This is a genomic window from Caulobacter sp. GW821-FHT11E11 (assembly GCF_058808315.1).
This window is the reverse complement of sequence record NZ_JBXARO010000007.1, coordinates 302,546-325,356: the sequence shown is the minus strand read 5'-3', so window position 1 is coordinate 325,356 and position 22,811 is coordinate 302,546. Positions and strand designations below refer to the sequence as shown.

The following is a 22,811-nucleotide window of genomic DNA, read 5'->3' as shown; positions in this document are numbered from 1 at the left end:
GCTAAGGCTATTCCGGACGCTGACGACGGCCTTCGCCGCCACCTTGGCCGCCTTCACGCTTGCGACGCTCGCCGCCCTTGCCTTCGCCCTTGCCCTGGCCTTGCGGACGGGCGCCGGGCAGCTGGACCTTGCCGCCGTCGCGCAGGCGGTCGCCGCCTTCGGTGATGACCTTGTCGCCGGCCTTGAGGCCTTCGGTGATCTGCACCTGGACGCCCGTGGCCTGGCCGGTCTTCACCTTGGTCTTCTTGACCGTGCGGTCGCTGTTCAGCAGCCACACGAACGAGCCGTCGCTGCTCTGGCGCACGGCCGTGGCGGGGACGACGATGGCGCCCTTGATGGTTTCCAGCTCCATGCGGACATTGACGAACTGGCTGGGGAACAGGGTGTTGCCGCTGTTGGCGAAGCGCGCCTTGGCCTTCACCGTGCCGGTGCCGGTGTCGACCAGGTTGTCGAGCGTGGAGAAGGTGCCGCGGTCCAAGGTCTGGGTGCGGGTGCGATCCAGGGCGGTGACCGGCACGTTGGCGCGGCCCTGACGGGCGGCGATGCGCGGCACGTCGTCCTGCGGGACGGTGAACTCGACATCGATCGGCGAGACGGTGGTGATCACGGCCACGCCGGTCGCGTCGCCCGCGCCGATATAGTTGCCGACATCGACTACGCGCAGGCCCACGCGGCCGCTGACGGGGGCGATGATGCGGGCAAAGCCCAGGTTCAGGCGGGCGGTGCCGACGGCGGCGCGGTCGGCCATGACCGTGCCTTCGAGCTGCTTGACCGTGGCGGCCTGGTTGTCGACCTCCTGGCGGGCGATCGAGTCTTGCGTCAGCAGGGTCTGGTAGCGGGTCAGGGTCAGGCGCGCGGCGGCCAGCTGGGCCTCGTCGCGGGTCTGGTTCCCCTGCGCCTGCAGCAGCGACATCTGGTAGGGGCGAGGGTCGATCTGAACGAGCGCCTGCCCGCGTGAGACCGTCTGGCCTTCGCGGAACATCACCTGGGTGATCGTGCCGCCGACCTGCGGGCGCACCGTCACCGTCGCGGCCGGCTTCACCGTGCCGAGGGCCTCGATGATGATGGGAAGGTCGGTGGAGGTCGCCGTGGCGACCGCCACGGTGCTGGCCGGACCGCGTCGGCCGCCGCCACCGCCGAAGCCGCCACCCGGACCGCCCTGGCCGCCGCCTTCGCCCTTGTCGGCGTGCAGCAGGGTCCAGGCCAGCCAGACGACGCCGACCAGCGCGAGGATGGCGATCAGCCCGCCGAGGATCAGCGTCCGGCGGCGCGGAGGCGTGCGCGGGGCGGTGGTCTGGAAGTCGGTCATCGTCAGCCTTCGAGCCGGCCGCGACCAGCGCGGCGTGAGCAGGCGGCGCAACGGGCCGCCCTCGGGGAGACCGTCAAGAAAGCTGACGGTCTCCGACCCGTAGAGGCCTAACGTGTGCGCCGGTTTTCAGAGCTGAAATGATCTCGCCGCGATATGGCTCCGCTTGGGTGTCGGAAAGCCGTCATTTGTCGCGGAATACGGAGGGGTTGCGTTACAACGCGCAGGGGCTCTCGGCCGCTTGCGCGGCCCCCGACAACTTACTAATTCCTGGAGAAATGGTGGGCGCAGTAGGATTCGAACCTACGACCCGCTGATTAAGAGTCAGCTGCTCTACCAACTGAGCTATGCGCCCGCTCGGTCCGAAGCACTTGCGTGCCCTGGCGGCGAGGCGCGGAACATACTCAAAGAATCATGGAACGCAAGGGACTATTTTTTGGCCAGACGAGATATTAGCGGCGCCGTTGATTTCGCTTACCTGGAAGGGTTCGCGGCCGGGGATTCCGGGGTCGTCGAAGAGGTGCTGGCGCTGTTTCGCGAACAGGCCGCCCTGTGGACTCCGATGCTCGATCCGACCCATCCCGGTTGGCGGGACGCGGTCCACACGGTGAAGGGCGCCGCGCGCGGCGTGGGGGCGGTCCATCTGGGCGAGGTCTGTGAACGCTGCGAGGCGGGCGAGGAGAGCCTGGAAGCCGTCAAGACGGCCCTGGACGCGGCTCTGATGGATATCGCCGCCTACGTCCACGAACAGGCCCTGCGGTCGCTGAAGGGATAGAGCAGCTGACTCTTTATCAGCGGGTCGTAGGTTCGACAAAAAAGTAGGGGCCGAAGCGAACTTCGGCCCCTTCGAGGAGGAGAGGGGGCGGTCGCCCGAGGGCGACCGCGATCGTCTGGCGCTAGAACTTCGCGCGGATGGTCACCTGGTAGGTGCGGCCGTCGTAGTCGATGAAGCGCGGCAGGTTCGGGTCGTTCTCATACTCGGCGCGCTGGGCGTCGGTCAGGTTGAACGCGTCGACCGAGACCGTCAGGTCTTCGGTGACGTTGAACGAGGCTGAGGCGTCCAGCTGGCTGCGGGCCTTGACCGTACGGGCGTCGCCGACGAACGAGTTGCCGGCCGCCAGGTCGTACTTGTCACGCCAGTTGTAGACTAGGCGCAGGCCGCCCCACTTGGCTTCGTAATAACCGATGACGTTCAGATTGTTCTTCGACACGCTGGGCAGAGTGATCTTGTTGCCTGCCGTGTCCTTGCCGTCGATCTTCGTATACGAATAGTTGAACGCGCCGCCGAAATTCTTCCAGAAGCCCGGCAGGAAATCCAGGTTCTGTTGGATGTTGAACTCGAGGCCGGTGACGGTCATCGGCGACTGGTTGGTCTTGCCGCTGATGTTGACCTGGGCTCGCACCGGAGTGCCGGCCGCGCCGAGGAAGGTGTTGGAGCTCACGCAGCGCGGCGTGCCGGCTTGGTTGTCGATGGTCAGCGTGCCGAGGTCGACGTCGACGCCTTCAATCTTGCCGCTGGCGGGGCAGAGGATCGACTGGTCGGTGATCGGGCCGATATAGCCCTTCACTTCCTTGCGGTAAGCCGCCAGCGAGATCAGGCCGCCCGGACGGTTATACCACTCCAGCGACATGTCGTAGGAGTTCGAGGTGTACGGCTTGATGTCCGTGGCGCCCAGGGTGACGGTGTAGACCGGGTCGACCCGCGGCGTGATGTCGACCGGCACCTGCACGAAGGTGGTCGGCACGTTGTCGCGCGGTTGCGGGCGAACATAGGTGCGATAGGCGGCGGCGCGGAAGACCAGGTCGTCACGCAGGTCGGCCATGAAGATCGCCGACGGCAGCCAGTAGTCGAACTTGTTCTTGGTCGTGGTGGTGGTCAGCGAGTGGTTGATCGGGCCGGCCACATTGGCCAGGGCCGAGGCGCAGTTCTTGCAGTTCAGGGCGACGATCTTCTGGTCGGTGCGCTCGTAGCGCGTGCCGACGGTGCCGCGGACAGGGATGCTGAACAGGTCGCCCTTGAACTTGGCCGCCACGTACGCCGAGAAGACGTCGTTCTGGTTGCTGAAGTTGTTATTCCAGTAGTTGCCGTCGGTGTAGTTGTTCACCACGCCGTACGGGGTCAGGAACACGCCCGGCGCGCCCAGCAGGAACTGGTCGGGCAGGCCGTTCGGGTTCAGCGTCGTGCGCAGGTTGGTGTTGACCGGCGTGATCGCCTTCAGCACGCGAGCGACGTCGACGTTCATCCAGTTGCTGGTCGCGCCGCCGGCCTTACCGCCGAAGAAGTCGTTGGCGTACGACAGCTGATAGGCCATGTCCGGCGTGATGTTCTGGGTCTGGGCGCCCAGGGCGGTGTTGCGCGAACCGATGGACGTGAACTTGTTATGCTCGGCGCGGCCGCCGAACTGAATGGCGTCCACGAAGCCGTCCAGCGAGCGCTCGAAGTCCAGCTGGAATGAATCCAGGTCGTTGTCGGCTTGGCCGTTGGTGCCGGTGATGCCGAAGCGGTCGGCGGCGATGTTGGCGGCCTGGCCTGGCATCACTGCGCCCGCCTGGGTTGGCGCGGTCGGAGTCGCCGGGATCACGAAGCCACCGGTCGGCAGGTGGGTGGCGTGCGGCGTTACCAGGGTCGCCGTGTAGTCGCCCAAGTTCGCGCCGCCCGTGAACACCGTGGCCACGATGCCGTTCAGGCCGGCCGGGCCCAGGTTGCGGTAGGGGTTCTGGACGACGTCGAACTCGATCTGGTTGGCATAGGCCTTGGCGCGCGAGACGGTCAGGGCGGCGTTGGCCTTCCAGGTGTCGTTCTTGAACTCCAGGCTGGGGTTGATGGCCCAGGTCTGGTTCTCGGCCGGCTCGGAACGGACCGAGTCGAACGTGTTGATGTTCTCAGCCTTGAAGCTGTTGATGTAGGCGCGCGGGCCGTTCGGCGTCTGGACGATGTAGGGCGTGCCCAGGTTGCTGAGCTTGGCGACGGCCGAGGTGGCGGTCAGGCCGGTGAAGGTGTTGTTGCCCGGACCCGCGTCGATATAGAGCAGGTTGTTGGTGGCCTCATCCAGCTTGCGCTTGGTGATGAAGCCGTTGGCGCCGAACTTCCACTCTTCGTTGATGCGCCATTCGAAGCCGGTCGCGGCCGAGAGGGTCGAGCCGCGGTTGAACTTCACCAACTGGCGGGTCTGGCTGGGATAGTAGACGGGGGCCAGGCCGGGCGCGAACTGCGCCTTATAGCTGTCGGGCAGGGCGGCCTGCATGGCGTCATAAGCGGCGTTGGCGCCGGGGATGTAGGTCTGGACGCCGCCAACCGTGGTCGCGACCGCCGCCTGGTTGCCCAGCTGGATGCCGCCGATGCGGTTGCCCCACGAGTTCACGGTGATCGAGTCGCGGCGGAACTTCTCGTCCTTCCAGGCCACGACGCCGAACACGGCGAAGTCGTCGGTCAGGTGCTTGTTGTAGCCCAGCGAAGCCAGCGGGCTGCCCAGGTTGCCCAGGTCATTATACTCGTAGGACAGCTTGGCGAAGCCGCCGTCCTTGCGGGCCAGGGCGGGGTTGATGCGCAGATCGACATTGCCCGACAGGCCGCCGGCCAGGTTCGAGGCGGACGGCGACTTGATGACGTTGATCGCCGTGAAAATGTCGGAGTTGAAGGCGCCCAGCGGGGTCGAGCCGTTCAGGATCGGGTCGGCGAACGCGCCGCCGTTCAGCGTGGTGCGGGCAAAGCTGCCCGGCAGGCCGCGCAGGCTGATCGTGGCGTTGCGGCTGCCGGCTTCGCGGTTGATCTGGACGCCCGGGATGCGCTGGATGGCTTCACCGACGTTCAGGTCGGGGAAGCGGCCCAGGCCGTCCGACGAGATACCGTCCGAAATTTCCAGGGTCTCGCGCTTGGTGGCGATGGCGTTGGCGTAGGCCTGGCGGAAACCGGTTACCACAACAGCTTCGACGGTTTCCGTTTCCGGCTTTTGCTCGCCGGCTTGGCGGGCCTGGGCGGCAGAACCGACGGCCAGGGCCGCGCAGGACGCCATCAAGGCGGCGCGGAGAGCAAAGGAATTGCGTGCTTGGATCATGAGATGGCCTCCCCCGGCGCACTGATTTGGCGCCCTTGAGAGGACTTATCCGACCAGTTTGTGGCCTTGTCAAGAATTGGTAATGCCACTTGTGAGAATGGGGCGACCACTTGGTCAGGCCAAACCTCAGGATGCGGGTAAGCCGCTCGCGCGTTGGAAGCGCGTCCAGCGGGCTATTGACTTGATGCGCGCAATTTCGAGGGAAAACCTGTCGTTCGTCCGCATTTCGGGTTCGCGGGATCATGGCGGTTCGATGGCGTCATTTGTCCGACCAATGGTATGACCAGATTTACCGTCTGGCATGACCGCCCCCTACGGAAGGCGCATTTAAAGGAAGCGTAATTGGCGGCGCGGGCGCGGGCTCGCTAAGAACGGTGTTCGAGACAAGAGGAGTTCTCCCCCATGCCCACGAGCCCCTGGAGCCACCAGCGCAGCGCCAGCGTCGCCGACGATATCGACTTCGAGATCAAGGGCGAGGACCTGCAGTTCGTCGAGATCGAACTGGATCCCGGCGAGAGCGCCGTGGCCGAGGCCGGCGCCTTCGTCTGGAAGGACGCCAGCGTCCAGATGACCACCGTCTTCGGCGACGGCTCGGCCGACCAGGGCGGTGGCTTCATGGGCAAGCTGCTGGGCGCGGGCAAGCGCCTGGTCACGGGCGAGAGCCTGTTCACCACCGTCTTCACGCACACGGGACAAGGCAAGGCGCGTGTGGCCTTCGCCTCGCCGACGCCGGGCACCATCCTGCCGCTGAACCTGGGCCAGTTGGGCGGGACCTTGATCTGCCAGAAGGACAGCTTCCTGGCCGCCGCGCGCGGCGTGTCGATCGGCATCCACTTCCAGAAGCGGATGATGACCGGCCTGTTCGGCGGCGAAGGCTTCATCATGCAGCGCCTGGAAGGCGACGGCTGGGTGTTCGTGCAGATGGGCGGTACGCTGGTCGAGCGCGAACTGGCCGCGGGCGAGGAGCTGCACGTCGATACGGGCTGCCTGGCCGCCTATACGCCGGGCGTCGACTTTGACCTGGTCATGGCCGGCGGCGTGAAGAGCGTGCTGTTCGGCGGCGAAGGCCTGTTCTTCGCCCGACTGCGGGGGCCGGGGAAGGTCTGGATCCAGTCGCTGCCGTTCGCGCGCCTGGCCGGCCGCATGATGCAGGCCGCGCAAGGCCAGGGCGGCAACCAGGGCGAGGGCTCGATCCTGGGCGGCCTGGGCCGGATGATCGATGGGAACTAAGAGCGGGAGCGCCCCGCAAGGGGGCGCTTTTCCTCAACCCTTGGTCTTGTCCCAGCTGTCGTATTCGTAGGCGATGCAGCGGTCGATCAGCGTGCGCCAGACCGGCTCGGCGATGGCTTCCGACAGGCCGGACTCGCGCGCGGCGGCCTTCACCTTCTCCACCACGTCCTCGATCCGCGCGCGGTCGAACACCTTGGAGCGGTCGGCCTTGATGCGGGCCGCGGCGTCCATGAAACCCTGACGTTCGGTCAGGAGCTGGACCAGGGCCCGGTCCAGGGCGTCCACGCCCTGGCGGACATCAGCCATGGTCTGGCAGTCGGCGGGAGCGAGGTGCTCGTCGACTGTGAGAGTCGTGATTTTCATGGGCTCCTTTAAGCCGGTTCCGGCGACAGAAACCAGAGCCGTAAGGGCTTAAATCCCCGACCCGTTGTCCATGGTCAGCAGGGCGGCCTCATGCGCCTCGGCCTCGCTGCGCAGCCAGGTCACGAAGGCCTTCACCTGCGGCAGGCGGCCCTTGGCCTTGGGATGGACGACGTAATAGGCGAAGTCGACCGCCGTGGAGGCCTCGAACGGGATCACCAGACGGCCCGAGTCGAGGTCGGCCTGGGCCAGGGTGCGCTTGGCCAGGGCGATGCCGCGGCCGTTGGCGGCGGCCTCGATGACCAGGCTGGACTGGTTGAAGCGCGGGCCCCGCGCCCCGTCGACGCCCTTGATGCCGCGCGCCGCCAGCCACATCGCCCAGTCGGGGCAGCTGTCGTCGGCGTCGGGTGAGCCGTCGTGCAGCAGGATGTGGTGGGCCAGGTCCTCGGGACGCTCCAGGGCGTTGGCTTCCAGCAGCTCAGGGCTGGCGACCGGCACTACGGTCTCGTGCATCAGCCGGATGACTTCCAGGCCCGGATAACGACCCGAGCCGTAGCGGATGGCCATGTCGACCTCGCCGGTGGCGAAGTCCACGACCTCCATGCCGGCCGACAGCCAGACATCGACCTGCGGATGGGCCTGCTCGAACTTGCCCAGGCGCGGCACCAGCCATTTGGCGGCGAAAGACGGGGCGGCGGTCAGGGTCAGGCGGCGCCCGTCGACGGCTGCGGTGAGCAGGGACGCGGCCTCGGCCAGGCGGTCGAAGGCCTCACGCAAAGCGGGCAGGGCGGTCTGGGCCGCGTCGGTCAGCAGCAGGCCCTTGGGCGTGCGCTTGAACAGGGCGGCGCCGACATAGTCTTCCAGATTCTGGATCTGCTGGCTGACGGCGCCGGGCGTCACCGACAGCTCGTCGGCGGCACGGCTGAAGTTCAGATGGCGAGCGGCGGCCTCGAACGCCCGCAGCGCGTTCAGCGGCGGCAAGCGACGGCGCTCGTTCGGTCTTTCCATGAGTTTTACTGAACGCCCCGGCAGAAGTCCTTGTTTGCGAATTGAGCCCTTCGCGACGACTTTGCAAGCGTTCGCTGACGGATTGGCCCTTTTCGTCAGTGGGCGCTTGCGGGGTCGTCTGTTAAGGGCGACCCCGCGTTGCGTTCTACCGTTTTATTCCAAGCGCCTTGATAGAGGTTCTTAAAGCCCATGGCCCGCCAGCCGGCCCGTCGCAGCAAGCCAGGTCTCGTCGTCGTCGGCGGGACGCGGGCAAACCGTGCGTTGGGCGCCGTTTGGCTGGTCGGCGCCGGTCCCGGCGATCCGGACCTCCTGACCTTCCGCGCCTTCAACGCCCTGCGCGCCGCCGACGTGGTGGTGCATGACGGCCTGGTCTCCGACGAGATCCTGGACCTGGCGCCCAGCCGCGCCCGCCGCATCAACGTGGCCAAGCGCAAGTCGCGCCACACCCTGCCGCAGGACGACATAAACCAGCTGATCGTGGGCCTGGCCTTGGACGGCCTGAACGTCGTGCGCCTGAAGGGCGGCGACCCGTTCCTGTTCGGCCGCGGCGGCGAGGAGCTGCTGGCCTGCCGCGAGGCCGGCGTCGAGTGCCACGTGGTGCCCGGCGTCACCGCCGCCCTGGCCGCCAGCGCCAATGCCGGCGCGCCCCTGACCCATCGTGGTTCGGCCCAGGCCGTCACCTTCGTCACCGGTCACGCCGCCCACGGCGAACCTGACCTGGACTGGACCGCCCTGGCGCGCCCGAACCAGACCGTCGTCGTCTATATGGGCGTCTCGACCGCCGGCTTGATCGCCGAGCGCCTGACCGCCGCCGGCCGCGTGGGCTCGACCCCGGCCCTGGTCGTCGAGAACGCCAGCCGCGCCGACGAGCGCCGCATCCTGACCACGCTGTCGGGCCTGGCGCAGGCCGCCGAGACTGTCAAAGGCCCGGCGCTGCTGATGGTCGGCGAGTCGATGGCCATGGCCGACGTCTCGCCCGTCGCCGTCCCCCAGTTTCCTCCGTTCGAGCTGAGTTCCCGCTCATGAAAGCTATCACCGCCAATCGCCTGATCGACGGCGATGTCGTGTTCTGGAAGTCGGGCCAGTGGGTGGACCACTTCGGCGACGCCCAGCTGTTCGGCGAGGGAACCGAGGCCGATGTCGAGGCCGCCGTCGCCACGGGCAAGGGCCAGCCGACCGTCGTGGTCGACGTCTATCCGATCGACCTGACCCCGTCGGAAGGCCACTGGGCCCCGGTCAGCTATCGCGAACGCATCCGGGCGCTCGGGCCCACCAATGAACCCACGCACGGCAAGCAGGCCGAGGGCGGCGATGTCGTCGAGGCCCTGCGCCACGCCGCCGGCGCCGCGCGCTCGACCGGTCGCGTCGACCTGATCCGCCGGAAGTAGGGCGAAAAGCCATGTACCAGTACGACATCATCGACAAAGAATTCCTGGTCGACCGCTCGAACGAGTTCCGGGGCCAGGTCGCCCGCCGCCTGGCCGGCGAGCTGACCGAGGACCAGTTCAAGCCGCTGCGCCTGATGAACGGTCTTTATCTGCAGCTGCACGCCTACATGCTGCGGGTCGCCGTGCCGTACGGCTCGCTGAACCCGGCCCAGGTGCGTCGCCTGGCCGAGATCGCCCGCGACTACGACAAGGGCTACGGCCACTTCACCACGCGCCAGAACATCCAGTTCAACTGGATCAAGCTGAAGGATGCGCCCGACATCCTGGACAAGCTGGCCGAGGTGGACCTGCACGCCATCCAGACCAGCGGCAACTGCATCCGCAACACCACGTCCGACCCCTATGCCGGCGCGACTTCCGAGGAAGTCGACGATCCGCGCGTCTGGTCCGAAGTGATCCGCCAGTGGTCGACGCTGCACCCGGAATTCTCGTTCCTGCCGCGCAAGTTCAAGATCGCCATCACCGCCTCGGCCAAGGACCGCACGGCGGCCAAGGTGCACGACATCGGCCTGCTGATGCGCCAGGGCCGTGACGGCGCGCTGGGCTTCGAAGTGATCGTCGGCGGCGGCCAGGGGCGCACGCCCTATGTCGGCCCGACCATCAAGGAGTTCCTGCCGACCGATCGTCTGCTGAGCTACCTGGAAGCGATCCTGCGCGTCTACAATCGCCACGGCCGCCGCGACAATATCTACAAGGCCCGCATCAAGATCCTGGTCGCCGCCCTGGGCGCCGAAGAGTTCGCGCGCCAGGTCCAGGAAGAGTGGGAAAAGATCGACGCCAACCGCGCCGACCTGCCCGCCGCTGAGTTGGACCGCATCCGCGCGTCATTCGCCGGCACCCCGTTCGAAACCCTGCCGGCCACGTCGGAAGCCTTCGAACTGGCCAAGGCCAAGGACAGCGCCTTCGCCCGCTTCGTCCGCAACAACGTCCGCGCCCATAAGCAGCCGGGCTATGCGATCGTCGAGATCTCGCTGAAGGCCACGGAGCAGACGCCCGGCGACGCCACGTCCCACCAGATGGAAGTCGTCGCGGATCTCGCCGAGCGCTACGGCTTCAACGACGTGCGCGTGACCCACGCTCAGAACCTCGTCCTGCCGCACATCAAGCTGGACGACCTGCCGACCGTGTTCGCGGCCCTGCAGTCGGCGGCGCTGGCGACGGCTAATATCGACCTGATCAGCGACATCATCGCCTGTCCGGGCCTGGACTACTGCGCCCTGGCCAACGCCCGCGCCATCCCGATCGCTCAGGACATCGCCCGCCAGTTCGCCGATCCTGATCGGGCCGAGGACGTGGGTGAGCTGAAGATCAAGATCAGCGGCTGCATCAACGCTTGCGGTCACCACCACGTGGCCCACATCGGCGTCCTGGGCGTCGATAAGAAGGGTGAGGAATTCTACCAGCTGTCGCTGGGCGGTTCGGGCGCGGAAGACGCCTCGATCGGCAAGATCCTGGGCCCGGCTCTCCCCGCGGACAAAGTGGCGACGGCCGTCGACCAGTTGGTCGGCGCCTATCTCACCGTCCGCACCGACGGCGAGCGCTTCCTCGACACCTATCGCCGCGTCGGCCTCGAGCCCTTCAAGGAGGCTGTCTATGCCCAAGCTGATTGAGCTGGCTAACGGCGAGGCCCGCTGGGCCGAGAACGCCTTCGTCAACGTCACCGACGACGACGCCATCCCCGAGAGCGGCGACGTGATCCTGTCGCTGGCCCGCTTCGAGGCCGAGGGCGACGCCCTGCTGGCGTCGAACAGCCGCCGCGTCGGCGTGCGGATCGAGTCCGACCAGGAGGTCGAGGTCCTGGCCTATGACCTGCCGCGCATCGCGGTGGTGGCCCTGGCCTTCCCGAAGTACCGCGACGGTCGCGCCTACACCTCGGCCCGGCTGCTGCGCGAGCGCTTTAAGTATGAGGGCCAGATCCGCGCCGTCGGCGACGTGCTGCAGGAGCAGGCCGGCTTCATGATCCGCTGCGGCTTCGACGCCTTCGAGCCGAACGATGGCGCGACGCCCGAGGCCTGGAGCAAGGCAGCCAGCCGCTTCCGCCACGTCTATCAGCGCGCCGCCGATGATCGACCCATTGCTCTCGACGAAAGAGCCGCCTTTGAGGAAAGGGCAGGCTGATGGCGTACGACCAGATCGGCGGGACCGCGGCAGGCCTCGCGGCCCGGCTGGGCGCCGAGCTGCGTGACGCCCATCCCCTGACCGTCCTGCGGGCGGCCTATGACCACTTCGGCGACCGGCTGACCCTGGTCTCGTCGTTCGGAGCCGAGTCGGCCGTGCTGCTGCATCTGGTCTCGCAGGTGTCGCCGACCATTCCGGTGCTGTTCCTCGATACCGGCATGCTGTTTGGTCAGACCCTGGACTACCGCAAGAACCTGGCCGCGCGCTTCGGCCTGACCGACGTGCGTGACCTGCGCCCGGCCTTTGCCGACCTGGCGACCCAAGACCCGAACTCTGACCTGTGGCGCACCAGCATCGACGGCTGCTGCAACATCCGCAAGGTGCTGCCGCTGGACCGCGCCCTGGGCGGTTTCGACGCCTGGATCACCGGCCGCAAGCGCTTCCACGGCGGCGACCGCCTGAGCCTGCCCGTGGTCGAGGAGGCCGAGGGCAAGCTGAAGTTCAACCCGCTGGCCAACTGGTCCAAGGCCGAGCTGGACGCCTATATCGCCGAGCACGACCTGCCGTCCCACCCGCTGGTGGCGCAGGGCTATGCCTCGATCGGCTGCTGGCCCTGCACCAAGCCCTCGGACGACGGCCGCTCGGGCCGCTGGCAGGGCCAGGAAAAGACCGAGTGCGGCATCCACGTCGCCCGCGCACCTGGCGTGGCGTCGAACGTCGGCGGCGACATCTAGACCTTCGTCAGGCGCGGCAGCGCCAGGCGCATCGCCTCGTCGTGCGCCAGGAACCGCAGCTCGACCCGCGCCCCGCCGTTGCGGCGGTTGCGGATCGTCACCTCGCCGCCGTGGGCGTCGGTCAATGCCTTGACCACCGACAGCCCCAGGCCCGAACCACCGGTGGCCCGCGTGCGCGAGAGATCCGCGCGCCAGAAGCCTTCGAACGCGCGATGGTCCGCGGGAAAGCCAGGGCCACGATCGTCGATCCGCAGCACGCATTCGGCGTCCTGGACGAAGGTGCTGACGTTCAGGCAACCACCCTCGGCGGCGTAGCGGCGAGCGTTCTCCAGCACCGCCCGCAGCATCTGCCGGATCCGGGCGGGATCGGCGCGGACCAGGGCAGGGACCAGCGCCGTCTCCACCGTCATCCTGGCCGCCGCGAACTGTGGGGTCAGGGCGTGCAGCACCGACCGCGTCTCCTCGGCCAGGTCGCAGTCGGCGACTTCCAGGCCCAGGGCGCCCGTGGCGGCGAGGCTGACCGTGCGCAGGTCGTCGATGATCCGCGACAGGTCGCTGACCTGGGTAAGCAGGATCCGCATATGGGCGTCGTCGCGGGGAAAGACGCCGTCCAGCGCGCCCTGGATGTAGCCGTTCAGCACGGTCAGCGGCGTGCGCAGCTCGTGGGCGACGGCGGCGGTCTGGAACCGCATGCGCCGCTCCGAACCCTCCAGCGCCTCGGCCTGGGCGTTGAAGCCGTCGACCAGGCCCTCCAGCTCGCGGGTCAGCCGGGGCGGCGAGGCGATGCGATGGCTGAAGTCACCGGCGGCGATCTTCTTGGCGCCCTCAGCCACCGCCAGCACGGGCGCGGCGAAGCGGTTGGCGATGCGCCGGGCCATCCAGACATAGAGGATGATGACCGCCAGCGAGAGCAGGGCGACGCCGGCATAGCTCAGGATCATGGCGCGCGGCTGCTCGACGGCCATGGTCTGGATCAGCAGCAGCATGTCCGCATTCGAGGGGACCTGGTTCTTGTCCAGGACCTCGATGGCGTGGAGCAGGCGCGGGGACTGGCGGCTCTTGATCTCCAGCTCGATTAGCTTGTCGAGGCCGGCCGAGGCGGTGGCGATGAACACGACCGCGCCGGCCAACATCCAGGCGATGGCCGTGCCCAGGCGACCGGCGAGGGTAGGGGTGGCCTTCACGCGCCGGCCGCCAGGCGATAGCCGACGCCGCGCACATTGACGACGAAGCCCACCGCGCCGGCCGCTTCCAGCTTGCGGCGCAGGTTGCTGACGTGGCTGTCGACCGTGCGCTCCAGGGCGTCGCTGTCGGGCAGGCAGGCGTCGAGGATCTCGCTGCGAGTAAGCACGCGCATCGGGGCGTTCAGGAACTGCACCAGGATGCGGAACTCGCTGAGCGTCAGGTTCAGCGCCATCGCGCCGACGCCGGGATCGACCACGCGGGCGATGTGCGCCGAAAGGTCGGCCTCGATCGGACCGTGACGCAGCAGCTCGGCCCGGGCGCCGCCGCCGCTGGTCCGGCGCAGGACGGCCTTCACACGGGCGACGACCTCGGCCGGGTTGAACGGCTTGACCACATAGTCGTCGGCGCCCATTCGCAGGCCGGTCAGGCGGTCGATGTCCTCGGCCATGGCGGTGGCGAAGATCACCGGCGTGTCGCCGCGCCGCCGCACCTCGGCCAGCACGGCGTAGCCGTCCTTCTTGGGCACGTTGACGTCCAACAGCAGCAGATCGGGATTGAGGCTGCGATGCTGCTGCAGGGCGGTCTCGCCATCGGCCGCGCAGATCACCCGCAGGCGCTCGCGCTCCAGATAGGTCTGCAGGATGCGGGCGATGTCGGGGTCGTCCTCGACCACGCAGATCAGCGCGTTTTCCATTCTTCCGTCCTGCGGTGTGAGCGGGCGATCCTGGCGCGCGACTGTCGAGGGTCCGTGGAGACCCCGTGAACATCCGGCCAGCCTAGCCAGGGCCCACGGACCGGCGTTCTGGCAAATGAATTACTCTTAAGGTCGCGCCCACACGGCCTCCACACTTCGCGCGCCGACCCTCCATGGCCCGCCGCCACCAAGGCTCCACCTCAAGCCGGCCTCCCGACCGGCGACATCAACGAAGGTGGAGTCTCTCCCATGCTGAAAACCACGATCATCGCCGCGGCCCTGCTGAGCGCCGCGGTCGCCGCCCCCGCCATGGCCCAGGAAGCCGACTCGTTGAGCGGCTTCTACGGCGGCGCCGAGGTCGGCTACGGCAAGCCCAAGACCAAGCTGAACTTCACGCCCAAGACCGGGGCGCCCGCCTCGGGCTCGGCCAACAAGACCGGCTTCGACTACGGCGGCTTCATCGGCTACGGGTCGGTGATCGGCAATGGTCTCTATCTCGGCGCCGAGGCCAGCCTGGGCGCGGGCGGCGGCAAGGCCTCGCGTACGCTGTCGGGCGCAAAGGTCACGGTCGATTCGGGCCTGCGCTATGGCGTGGCCGCTCGCGCCGGCCTGGTCGTGGCCGACGACGCCCTGCTGTACGCCAAGGTCGGGCTGGAGCGCCGCAAGGTCGAGGCCTCGATCATCGGCTCCAGGAAGAAGGTCACCGAGAAGGGCCTGGTCTACGGCATCGGCTACGAGCAGCAGCTGACCGCCAACCTGGCCATGCGCGGCGAGCTGCTGCGGGTGCGCTACGACGACAAGGCCGCCTCCTTCGCGACGGGCGACAAGCTCAAGCTGGATGGCGCCGAGACGCGCCTGAACCTCGGAGCCGTGATCCGGTTCTAGAGGGCGCGTGGCGTCATCCCGCCCTTCAGCCCTCTCGCGGGATGACGCCTACTCTCTCTATTGCCCGGGACGATACGTCTTCACGGCGTGCGGCTTCAGGTCCTCGGGGTAGAAATACACGTCGCGGAGATTGCCGATCGCATAGCGGCCAGCCTGGTCGTTGAAGTGCGGGGAGGCGGGGTCGCCGCTTTCACCGCCGGCAGAGACGGCGCGGGCCCGGACCTTGTCGCCGAACTGCACGACGGCCACGAAGCTGTTGCCCAGCGTGCCGTAATACTTCTTGGTCCCCGGCCAGCGCTTGGCCCCGAACGAGGCCAGCGAGCCCCACTGGGCCGAGGTGAAGGCCACCGGAATGCTGGGCTTGCTGTCATCGAAGGTCTGGACGATGGCGGCGTCGTTGCGCTGGAAGCGGTTGATGTCGCCCCACGGCGTCTTCCACGATCCGAAGTCGGCGGTCAGGCGGTCGGAGGCTTCGGCCAGGGCCGCCACCTTCTCGGCGGCCGTCAGCTTGTCGGCCATGTAGTCATAGGTGTTGAGCCCTTGAGCCTTGGCGGCCGGCGCGGCCTTGGCCCACATCGCTTCGCCCCAGAAGACGGCCAGCGAGGTTTCGGTCGAGCGGGCCGACCACTTGCAGTCCCACGCCTTCAGCGCCGCGACCTGCTCGGTGAGCTTGGGATCGGGGGCGGCGGCATAGGCCGCTTCCAGCGTCGGGATCAGCCGCGCGAAGGCGGTCAGGTACGGGTCGTAGGCCTTGTCGATCAGGCCCCCGAGCGTGAGGTTCTTGGCGTCCTTCAGCACCAGCTCGGCGTGGAGGCCACGCGGGTTTTCGCCGAAGGTGTCCATGTACTTGGGATAGTCGGCCTTCTTCGGGCTGTAGGGGCCGGCGGCGGTGTAGGGCCAGTTGTTGGTGTTGAAGGTCCAGCCGTTTGGCGGGTTCACCACATGCGGGGCGTCCTTCAGGACGTGCAGGCCCTTCCAGTCGGTGGCCGGATCAGAGCCATCGACCGGCTTGGTGTAGTCGAAGCGGTCGTCGCGCACCGGGATGAACTGCGGGTGCAGATAGGCGATCTCGCCCTTGCTGTCGGCGAACAGGGTGTTGTTCGACGAATTGGCCTTTAGCTCAGCCACCTTCATGAAGCTCTTCAGATCGGTGGCCTTGGTGCGCAGGAACGACTGCTCCAGCGCCGCGACCGGCTTGTTCATCAGGGCGATGCTGATCCACTTGCCGCCTTCTTCGCGGACGATGGGGCCGTGGTGGGTCTTGAAGACGGTGAACTTCTTCTGCGCCATCGACCCGTCGGCGGCGCGGTAGGGGACGGCGATGACTTCGCTCTTCAGCGGGCGCAATTCCTTGCCGTACTGGTAGAACCGCTGGCCGTCCTTCTCGACGATCGTCTCGGCGAACTCGTCGACCACGTCGACGCCGCTGGAGGTGTGCATCCAGCCGGCCTTGGCGTTGAAGCCCTGGTAGATGAAGAATTGCCCCCAGGTCGTCGCGCCATAGGCGTTCAGGCCCTGGTCGCTGCTGACCTGCATTTCGGACCGGAAGAAGAAGCTGGTGTGCGGGTTGATCAGCAGCAGGGCGTGGCCCTCCAGCGTCAGCTTGGGCGCGATGGCCATGCCGTTCGAGCCGGTGGGCTCCTTGAACAGCAGGCCCTTCTCGTCGGCGGTCATGGCCAGCTGGCGCTGGCCGTAGAAGGCCTCCAACTGGGTCAGGGCCACGCGCTCAATGTCGCCGCCGATGCTGCCTTCCGAGAAGCTGAGCGCCATCCACGGCTCGAACTTGGTGATGACCCGCGGCTTCACGTCCGGATGGGTCGCCAGGTAGAAGTTCAGCCCGTCGGCCCAGCCGTTCATCAGCGCCTTCAGCCAGGCCGGGCTCTTGGCGTAGTCGGCCTTCAGCACGGCCGGATCGATGAACAGCTTCTGGCGCAGATCAGCCCAGATCGCCTTCTCGCCCTCCGCCTCGGCCGTGCGGCCCAGCGAGGTCATGAAGTTGGTCTCGACGCGGTTGAAGTCGTCCTCGGCCTGGGCGTAGGCCATGCCGAACACCGCGTCGGCGTCGGTCTTGCCGTGGATGTGGGCGATGCCCCAGTCGTCGCGGGTGATCGAGACGGCGGCCGCGCGGGTCTTGAGGCGGGGGAGGTCGTCAGCGCGGGCGGGAGCCGTCACCAGGACGGCGGCCAGGGCCAGGATGCTGACCGAAAGACTACGCATGCGAACCCCCATAAAGGTGGGGATCCAAGCTCAGTTTGGAGATCAATGCCAGTCCGCGCGTAGGTCGCGGACGTTAAGTGCTACTGCGGCGGGCAGCCCTTGAACTGGCCGACCGTGCTGACCGACAAGCTGGTCAGGTCCACGCCGCCCAAGGCCTTCATCGAGGCGGCGCCGACGCCGCTGAAGAGGTCGAGCTTGAGGCCCTTCACCGCGCCGCCGATGTCGGAGGCGTACCAGTAACCGTCGTGCTTGGCGCCGTCGGGCATGGTCAGGCCGACGGTTTCCTTGATGAAGATCACGGTGCGGCGCGGGATCACCTTGGGATCGACCGCGACGGTGCGCATGGCCGCGACCTTGCAACCCAGCGAGTCGAGCGCGCGGATGCCCTTGGCGCCGGCGTGATACATCGTCGCCCGCATCTTGAACTCGACCGAGCCGGGCAGGGCGCCGCCGCCCAGGGCGGTGCTGATCAGGTCGCCAAGCGGGTCCGAACGCACTTCCGTGGCGGGCGTGGATTCGGCGGCATTGGCGAGAGCGGGAATGGCGAGTGCGGAGATGACCGCGGTGGCCAAAATTCCGGCGAGCTTGCGTCGCATCGAGGGTGTCCTCTTATCGGCGTATCTGTCGGGCGGGGTCTGGGTAGCCCTATCACGGACCCGTGACAACCCCGGCAGGCGTCGCACCTGCGGTCACGCTCGCTTGGTGGGCGAAAAAACGGCAAGGATTCAGAGGCTTGAAACTGTGCTGTAAAGACTCACTTTTTTACGATTCAGAAGCTTCGCAGAAGGAACCCGGCATGACGTTGCGCATCTACGGCGACTCGATTTCGGGCAATTGCCTGAAGGTGAAGTGGACGGCCGAGCGCCTGCATCTGCCGTTCGACTGGATCGAGACCGACATCCTGAAGGCGCAGAGCCGGACGCCCGAGTTCCTGGCCCTGAACCCCGCCGGCCAGGTCCCGATGGTGATCCTGGAGGACGGCCGGCCGCTGTCGCAGTCCAACGCCATCATGCTGCATCTGGCCGAGGGCTCGGTGCTGATCCCGGCCGAAGCCTATGACCGCGCCAAGATGTTCGAATGGCTGTTCTGGGAACAGTACAGCCATGAGCCGTATGTGGCGGTGGCCCGCTTCCAGATGGCCTATCTGGGCAGGAGCCGCGACAGCCTGGAAACCAAGCTGATCGAGCGCGGCGACGCGGCCCTGGCGCGCCTGGAAACACAGCTGAAACAAACGCCCTTTCTGGTCGGCGAGCGTCTCACCCTGGCGGACATCGCCCTGGTGGCTTACACCCGCGTGGCGCACGAGGGCGGGTTCGACCTTTCGCAGTATCCGGCCGTGAAGGCCTGGGTGGGGCGGATGGAGACCGCGCTCGGCATTATCTGATCCTTCTCGGAGCGTCCCTCTTGCGTCTGTCGACCAGCCTGAAAGTCCTGACCCTCGCCGCCGTGCTGTCGGCGCCGGCCGCTTCGGCCTTCGCCTGGGGCGCCTCGGGCCACCGCGTGGTGGGCGTCGTCGGCGCCAAGAGCCTGCCATCGGACGTGCCGGCCTTCCTGCGCACGCCGGAAGGGATCGCCGCGATCGGCGAATATGCCCGCGAGCCGGACCGCTGGAAGGGCTCGGGCAAGATCCACGACACCGACCGTGACGCCGCCCACTTCCTGGACGTCGACGACCAGGGCCGGATGTACGGCGGTCCGATGTTCACGGTGGCGACCCTGCCGCCGACCCGCGTCGACTACGAGACCGCCCTGCGCGCCGCCGGCGTCGACAGCTGGAAGGCCGGCTACCTGCCGTACGCGATCATCGACGGCTACCAGCAGCTGGTGAAGGACTTCACCTACTGGCGCATCCTCACCGCCGCCGTGAAGCTGGAGAAGGACAAGACCAGGCTGGCCTACTACAAGGCCGACCTGAAGCGTCGCGAGCAGCTGCTGCTGCGCGACCTGGGTGTCTGGGCCCACTATGTCGGCGACGGCAGCCAGCCGCTGCACCTGTCGGTGCACTACAACGGCTGGGGCGATTATCCGAACCCCAACGGCTACACCAACTCGCGCCAGACGCACGGCGCGTTCGAAGGCCCGCTGGCCGCGGCGGTGGGCGACGAGAAGTCGGTCGCCGCGCTGGTGCCGGCCTACAAGGCCTGCGAGTGCTCGATCGAGACCCGGATCGTGGGCTATCTGACCGACACCTGGAAGCAGACCGAGCCGCTGTACGCGCTGGAGAAGGCCGGCGGCATGGTCGCGACCGACCCGCGCGCCAAGACCTTCGTCCAGGTCCGCATCGCGGCCGGCGCCACGGCCCTGCGCGACCTGGTGACCGACGCCTGGCGTGAAAGCGCCAACGGCAAGATCGGCTATCGTCCCGAGATCAGCGTCGCGGACGTCGCGGCCGGCAAGGCCGATCCGTGGTTCGACCTCTACGGCAAGGACTGATCCGGGAATGCTGGACTTCGGAAAGCCCGTCGAGGGGCTGACCTATCGCCACCGCCGCGCCGCCTTCGGCGTGGCCGAGAACGGGCAAGGCAGGATCGCCCTGGCCCAGGTCACCAAGCCCGGCAAGGCGCCGTACTTCGACCTGCCCGGCGGGGCGGTGGATGGCGATGAAGCCGAAGAGGAAGCTGTCGCCCGCGAGTTCGGCGAGGAGACCGGCCTGGAGGTCCAGGCCGGGTCCCTGATCGAAACGGTGTCGCAGCACTTCCTGAAGTCCGACGGCGAGCCCGTCCTGAACCATGGCGGGATCTACGTCGTGAAGGTCACCGGCGAGAAGCCGGGCCTGAAGATCGAGGACGACCACCAGCTGGTGTGGCTGGACCCGCGTGACGCGGTGGTGGCCCTCCGCCACGACGCCCATGCCTGGGCGGTCGCGGCCTGGATGCGCCGGGGCTAGGCCCCGAGTTCCTTTAGTTCGAGGCCAGGGCGATGTTGGCGCCGGCGCGCTGGGCGATCTTCAGGTCGCCGGCCTGTTGCTCGGTCATGGCGTCCTTGACGTCGATGGCGAAGTCCATGCGGCAGGCCTTGGCCGACAGACCACGCAGGCCGTTGCACGTCTTGGCGGCGGCGCGATCGACGCGGCGCTCGAACTCACGGGCGTCGGTCGGGTCCGACAGGGTCAGGTCGCCGACCAGGATGCGAGCCACCGGCTGGACCGGCTGAGCGGCGTGGGCGGCGGTCAGGCCGATGATCGGGGTGGCGGCCAGGGCCAGGGCGGCGACGGCGGCGATACGGTTGACGATCTTGCTCATGACTAATGTCCCTCTAGTCTTTGTTGTGGTCGCCCGCGGCGGCGATCCGTTGAATGAGGGTGTAGTCTGGCTGCCGGCTGAATACTCGTTACGAGTGCTTCATGACGTCGATTTAAGTCTATGAAGTCCAAGTAATATTTCTAAAAGTTCATGTTGGCTTGTCCTTGGCGGCCATCCGCGCGAACTCCTTGGAGTTCCTGAACTTGCGCATCTTCTTCCAGACGTTCCGGCGCAGCTGGGCCTTGCGGGCCGGCGGCCATTCGGGATCGGGCGGATGAGGGCTTGAGGTTCGCGGCATGGGCCTTTTCTTTCCTTCAGGCAGGTCGAAGCGCTCCGACGCGTCTGCGCCGGAGGGGACGGGGAGGGAAGTGGGACGCCGGGACCTCGCCCGGAGCAGATGGAAAAACTTACCGTTTCGACGAAGCGCAACGCCCCGCGCGGTCGTTATCCGGAAGCGCGACGTCCCGACGCTGTTGGCGCCTGGCCGTCCTTGAAGCCTCCGACGGGCGGGGCGGGCGGCAAGCCCGGTCCCGGATGCGGACCTTTCGATCCGCCTGTCGTGTCGCCGGCCAGCATCCCACGTCGTTTCTGTGTTCCAGGGCCGACCGCCGCCAGAGAGATGCCGTTGCGGGTCTATCCCCGCGCCGCCGAACACGCCCGCTCGACCACCCCCGACAGCCGCCCAGTTCGCCGGCCGGACGTCCCTTCCAGGCCATCGGGTGAGGACGATTATGGGGCGGAGCTGAGCGCGGATCATTCGCGCGGATGTAAAAGTTGGAAGCCGTTGATTTCGCTGGGGTCGAGACCGCGAATGCCGGGGATTGGCGATTCTCAATGCCCGTTCTGTTGAAGCGGGACGCGCGTGTCCGCTTCCGACCCCGGGCGGACGTCATCCATGCTGCTGACCCAATTCGTTCGCCGCTGCGAGTCGATGCAGGTCGAACCGGAAGGCTGAAATGCAAGACCCACACCCATCGCAATCGCCACGAAAAGTGCTGAATTGTGGAAACAAGTCGCGGCAGGCGCGTTGATCCCAAACTTGACAATACGAAGCATCACCCAAATTATGGTGACGCTTCGGCTTCCTAAGTCGCCGGAGCTTGTGATGACGGGACGACTAATGGTCAAAGTTCTGGCACGCCTGCTCAGCGGCTACGGTTCGCACGATCGGGCTGCCTACGGCACGTTTATCACTCGCGACCGCGAGAAACTCCGTGCTGCCAGCGAGCGAGCGCGTGAGCGCCTGCAAGCCGCCGGTTTGCTCGACAATGAGCTCGATGCCCAAAGAGAGATCCGCGCTCGGATCGAGGCTGCTTGACCGAGCAGCCTGCGAAGGCCCGTAAATCGCGGAAGGGCAACAGTTCGGCGGATCATGCGATCGTGCCGTATGTTAGCATCCGTGATAGATTCCTTTCCGAGTCGGCGACCGCTGGGAAGAAGTTTGACGAGATTGAGTGGCTGATCGCAATCGGTCGGTTCGTAGAGGACCGCTGGCTAGCCGAAGATCATAAATGCAACGGCACTTATGACGAACAGATCGCTTGGAGCGTCTGGGACGATCTGACCGAGAAGCAGCTTCGCGAACTCCGGGCAGAGGCAGGTGAAGGGCTGAAAACCTATGTAGCCGCCCAGAGCGCGGCCGGCTTGCTCAAGCTTTTTCTGGATTGGTTCAAGCCTACTGCCGGTTTCTTTAATGCGCTGAAATGGATTGCGGAGCAGGCGCTGCGGGCCATCGTTGGCGCTGTGGCGCTAATCTTGGTTGGTCTCCTACTCGTGCTGGTAGCTCCTAGCATGGTGAAACGAGCGCATAGCACCCTCAACACCGTGTTGCAGGTCGAAGAGAAGTAATACCGCCCAGGCCATGCTTCACCTTTTAACGCGACTGAGCAGGAAGCCCCCTCGGTGCGCTGTTCGATAAGTCCAGTTTCTGGAGGCATGGCAAAGTCCGCGATTGGTGCCAATCGGACGTTCAGAGTGATCAGCCGGAACATCCGCACTCCACTCATTGCGGACCGCCCGCTAGTCTGGCCACCTTGGAGCATGCTCGAAGACCAGCCTCAGCGGAGCGATGCTCTCAAGAAGATGTTGAGATCGGTCGCGGTCGGTGCGGTGCAGGTCGGCGCATTGGCCGCCGCCATCAAGCTGCTATTCGCGCTGACCTACGTAGGCGTCGGAGGGACATCAGAGTTTTGGCTAAGGGAAGTGGCAGCGTCCGCGAAGATCGCGGTCGGTCTAGCGCTTTTCACGGCGGTCGCGCTGACGATGCTGCTTGTCTTGCCGATAATGCTGTTGGCGAGCAAGGGCCGGGCCGGATCGCCAGATCGATAGG

The 22,811-nt window shown here is 66.8% G+C and carries 24 protein-coding genes and 1 tRNA gene; 14 read left to right on the top strand and 11 right to left on the bottom strand.

Annotated features, from left to right (window positions below):
* Positions 1 to 7: 7 nt before the first annotated feature.
* Both AC1RR5_RS19235 and AC1RR5_RS19230 read right to left on the bottom strand, forming a co-directional pair.
* On the bottom strand, positions 8 to 1,309 hold the full coding sequence (locus AC1RR5_RS19235; RefSeq protein ID WP_492923991.1) for an efflux RND transporter periplasmic adaptor subunit: 1,302 nt from the start codon (positions 1,307 to 1,309) through the stop codon (positions 8 to 10).
* Positions 1,310 to 1,585: 276 nt separating this feature from the next.
* Positions 1,586 to 1,661: transfer RNA gene (locus AC1RR5_RS19230), tRNA-Lys, on the bottom strand.
* Positions 1,662 to 1,742: 81 nt separating this feature from the next.
* Between AC1RR5_RS19230 and AC1RR5_RS19225 the strand changes: the two genes are divergently transcribed.
* Positions 1,743 to 2,081: an Hpt domain-containing protein gene (locus AC1RR5_RS19225; protein WP_492923989.1), complete on the top strand. Its 339-nt coding sequence runs from the start codon at positions 1,743 to 1,745 to the stop codon at positions 2,079 to 2,081.
* Between the two features lie 121 nt (positions 2,082 to 2,202).
* On the opposite strand, the gene AC1RR5_RS19220 is transcribed toward AC1RR5_RS19225, so the two are convergent.
* Positions 2,203 to 5,361 (bottom strand): TonB-dependent receptor, encoded by a 3,159-nt coding sequence (locus tag AC1RR5_RS19220; RefSeq protein WP_492923987.1) that lies wholly within the window; start codon positions 5,359 to 5,361, stop codon positions 2,203 to 2,205.
* A gap of 402 nt (positions 5,362 to 5,763) precedes the next feature.
* Between AC1RR5_RS19220 and AC1RR5_RS19215 the strand changes: the two genes are divergently transcribed.
* Positions 5,764 to 6,591 (top strand): TIGR00266 family protein, encoded by an 828-nt coding sequence (locus tag AC1RR5_RS19215; protein WP_492923985.1) that lies wholly within the window; start codon positions 5,764 to 5,766, stop codon positions 6,589 to 6,591.
* A 33-nt stretch (positions 6,592 to 6,624) separates the two neighbouring features.
* On the opposite strand, the gene AC1RR5_RS19210 is transcribed toward AC1RR5_RS19215, so the two are convergent.
* Entirely contained in the window at positions 6,625 to 6,954 is a 330-nt protein-coding gene (locus AC1RR5_RS19210; protein ID WP_492816786.1) for a chorismate mutase, read from the bottom strand.
* Positions 6,955 to 7,002: 48 nt separating this feature from the next.
* The gene (gene gcvA / locus AC1RR5_RS19205) at positions 7,003 to 7,959 is read right to left on the bottom strand and encodes a transcriptional regulator GcvA (protein WP_454714894.1); all 957 of its coding nucleotides are present in this window, start codon (positions 7,957 to 7,959) and stop codon (positions 7,003 to 7,005) included.
* A gap of 189 nt (positions 7,960 to 8,148) precedes the next feature.
* On the opposite strand from gcvA, the gene cobA reads away from it, so the two are divergent.
* From cobA to AC1RR5_RS19180, 5 genes are read left to right on the top strand one after another with little or no spacing between them, the layout of a single operon-like run.
* Positions 8,149 to 8,985 (top strand): uroporphyrinogen-III C-methyltransferase, encoded by an 837-nt coding sequence (gene cobA, locus AC1RR5_RS19200; RefSeq protein ID WP_492923983.1) that lies wholly within the window; start codon positions 8,149 to 8,151, stop codon positions 8,983 to 8,985.
* Positions 8,982 to 9,347 (top strand): DUF2849 domain-containing protein, encoded by a 366-nt coding sequence (locus tag AC1RR5_RS19195; protein ID WP_492923981.1) that lies wholly within the window; start codon positions 8,982 to 8,984, stop codon positions 9,345 to 9,347. Before cobA ends, AC1RR5_RS19195 begins: the two co-directional genes overlap by 4 nt.
* Positions 9,348 to 9,358: 11 nt before the next feature.
* The gene (locus AC1RR5_RS19190; protein ID WP_492923979.1) at positions 9,359 to 11,017 is read left to right on the top strand and encodes a nitrite/sulfite reductase; all 1,659 of its coding nucleotides are present in this window, start codon (positions 9,359 to 9,361) and stop codon (positions 11,015 to 11,017) included.
* Entirely contained in the window at positions 11,001 to 11,525 is a 525-nt protein-coding gene (locus AC1RR5_RS19185) for a DUF934 domain-containing protein (protein WP_492923977.1), read from the top strand. The genes AC1RR5_RS19190 and AC1RR5_RS19185 overlap by 17 nt, the downstream gene beginning before the upstream one ends.
* Positions 11,525 to 12,259 (top strand): phosphoadenylyl-sulfate reductase, encoded by a 735-nt coding sequence (locus tag AC1RR5_RS19180; RefSeq protein ID WP_454714900.1) that lies wholly within the window; start codon positions 11,525 to 11,527, stop codon positions 12,257 to 12,259. Before AC1RR5_RS19185 ends, AC1RR5_RS19180 begins: the two co-directional genes overlap by 1 nt.
* Here the strand turns inward: AC1RR5_RS19180 and AC1RR5_RS19175 are convergent.
* Positions 12,256 to 13,443 carry an ATP-binding protein gene (locus tag AC1RR5_RS19175; protein WP_492923975.1) on the bottom strand — a complete coding sequence of 396 codons (1,188 nt, stop codon included), beginning with the start codon at positions 13,441 to 13,443 and terminating at the stop codon, positions 12,256 to 12,258. The two genes, AC1RR5_RS19180 and AC1RR5_RS19175, sit on opposite strands and share 4 nt — an antisense overlap.
* Positions 13,440 to 14,138 carry a response regulator gene (locus AC1RR5_RS19170; RefSeq protein WP_492923973.1) on the bottom strand — a complete coding sequence of 233 codons (699 nt, stop codon included), beginning with the start codon at positions 14,136 to 14,138 and terminating at the stop codon, positions 13,440 to 13,442. The genes AC1RR5_RS19175 and AC1RR5_RS19170 overlap by 4 nt, the downstream gene beginning before the upstream one ends.
* Positions 14,139 to 14,387: 249 nt before the next feature.
* Between AC1RR5_RS19170 and AC1RR5_RS19165 the strand changes: the two genes are divergently transcribed.
* On the top strand, positions 14,388 to 15,023 hold the full coding sequence (locus AC1RR5_RS19165; protein WP_492923971.1) for an outer membrane protein: 636 nt from the start codon (positions 14,388 to 14,390) through the stop codon (positions 15,021 to 15,023).
* Positions 15,024 to 15,080: 57 nt separating this feature from the next.
* Here the strand turns inward: AC1RR5_RS19165 and AC1RR5_RS19160 are convergent, their stop codons facing one another.
* Entirely contained in the window at positions 15,081 to 17,240 is a 2,160-nt protein-coding gene (locus tag AC1RR5_RS19160) for an acylase (protein ID WP_492923969.1), read from the bottom strand.
* 80 nt (positions 17,241 to 17,320) lie between these two features.
* Positions 17,321 to 17,836 carry a 3D domain-containing protein gene (locus AC1RR5_RS19155; protein WP_492923967.1) on the bottom strand — a complete coding sequence of 172 codons (516 nt, stop codon included), beginning with the start codon at positions 17,834 to 17,836 and terminating at the stop codon, positions 17,321 to 17,323.
* A gap of 200 nt (positions 17,837 to 18,036) precedes the next feature.
* Here AC1RR5_RS19155 and AC1RR5_RS19150 point away from each other — a divergent pair, with 200 nt between their 5' ends.
* From AC1RR5_RS19150 to AC1RR5_RS19140, 3 genes are read left to right on the top strand one after another with little or no spacing between them, the layout of a single operon-like run.
* Complete coding sequence (locus AC1RR5_RS19150) at positions 18,037 to 18,624, top strand: glutathione S-transferase family protein (protein ID WP_492923965.1); 588 nt, start codon at positions 18,037 to 18,039, stop codon at positions 18,622 to 18,624.
* Positions 18,625 to 18,644: 20 nt separating this feature from the next.
* A complete protein-coding gene (locus AC1RR5_RS19145; RefSeq protein ID WP_492923963.1) occupies positions 18,645 to 19,673 on the top strand; it encodes a phospholipase C/P1 nuclease family protein in 1,029 nt (342 codons plus the stop codon).
* Between the two features lie 7 nt (positions 19,674 to 19,680).
* Positions 19,681 to 20,127 (top strand): NUDIX domain-containing protein, encoded by a 447-nt coding sequence (locus AC1RR5_RS19140; protein ID WP_492923961.1) that lies wholly within the window; start codon positions 19,681 to 19,683, stop codon positions 20,125 to 20,127.
* Positions 20,128 to 20,140: 13 nt separating this feature from the next.
* On the opposite strand, the gene AC1RR5_RS19135 is transcribed toward AC1RR5_RS19140, so the two are convergent.
* Together AC1RR5_RS19135 and AC1RR5_RS19130 are read right to left on the bottom strand one after the other, a co-directional pair.
* Positions 20,141 to 20,482 (bottom strand): UrcA family protein, encoded by a 342-nt coding sequence (locus tag AC1RR5_RS19135; RefSeq protein ID WP_492923959.1) that lies wholly within the window; start codon positions 20,480 to 20,482, stop codon positions 20,141 to 20,143.
* Between the two features lie 148 nt (positions 20,483 to 20,630).
* Positions 20,631 to 20,780 carry a hypothetical protein gene (locus AC1RR5_RS19130; RefSeq protein ID WP_492923957.1) on the bottom strand — a complete coding sequence of 50 codons (150 nt, stop codon included), beginning with the start codon at positions 20,778 to 20,780 and terminating at the stop codon, positions 20,631 to 20,633.
* Between the two features lie 822 nt (positions 20,781 to 21,602).
* Here AC1RR5_RS19130 and AC1RR5_RS19125 point away from each other — a divergent pair.
* The 3 genes from AC1RR5_RS19125 to AC1RR5_RS19115 all read left to right on the top strand — a co-directional run bounded on the left by AC1RR5_RS19125 (position 21,603) and on the right by AC1RR5_RS19115 (position 22,810).
* A complete protein-coding gene (locus AC1RR5_RS19125) occupies positions 21,603 to 21,800 on the top strand; it encodes a hypothetical protein (RefSeq protein ID WP_492923955.1) in 198 nt (65 codons plus the stop codon).
* A complete protein-coding gene (locus AC1RR5_RS19120) occupies positions 21,797 to 22,330 on the top strand; it encodes a hypothetical protein (RefSeq protein WP_492923953.1) in 534 nt (177 codons plus the stop codon). Before AC1RR5_RS19125 ends, AC1RR5_RS19120 begins: the two co-directional genes overlap by 4 nt.
* Positions 22,331 to 22,522: 192 nt before the next feature.
* The gene (locus AC1RR5_RS19115) at positions 22,523 to 22,810 is read left to right on the top strand and encodes a hypothetical protein (protein WP_492923951.1); all 288 of its coding nucleotides are present in this window, start codon (positions 22,523 to 22,525) and stop codon (positions 22,808 to 22,810) included.
* The last annotated feature ends 1 nt before the right edge of the window (position 22,811 follow it).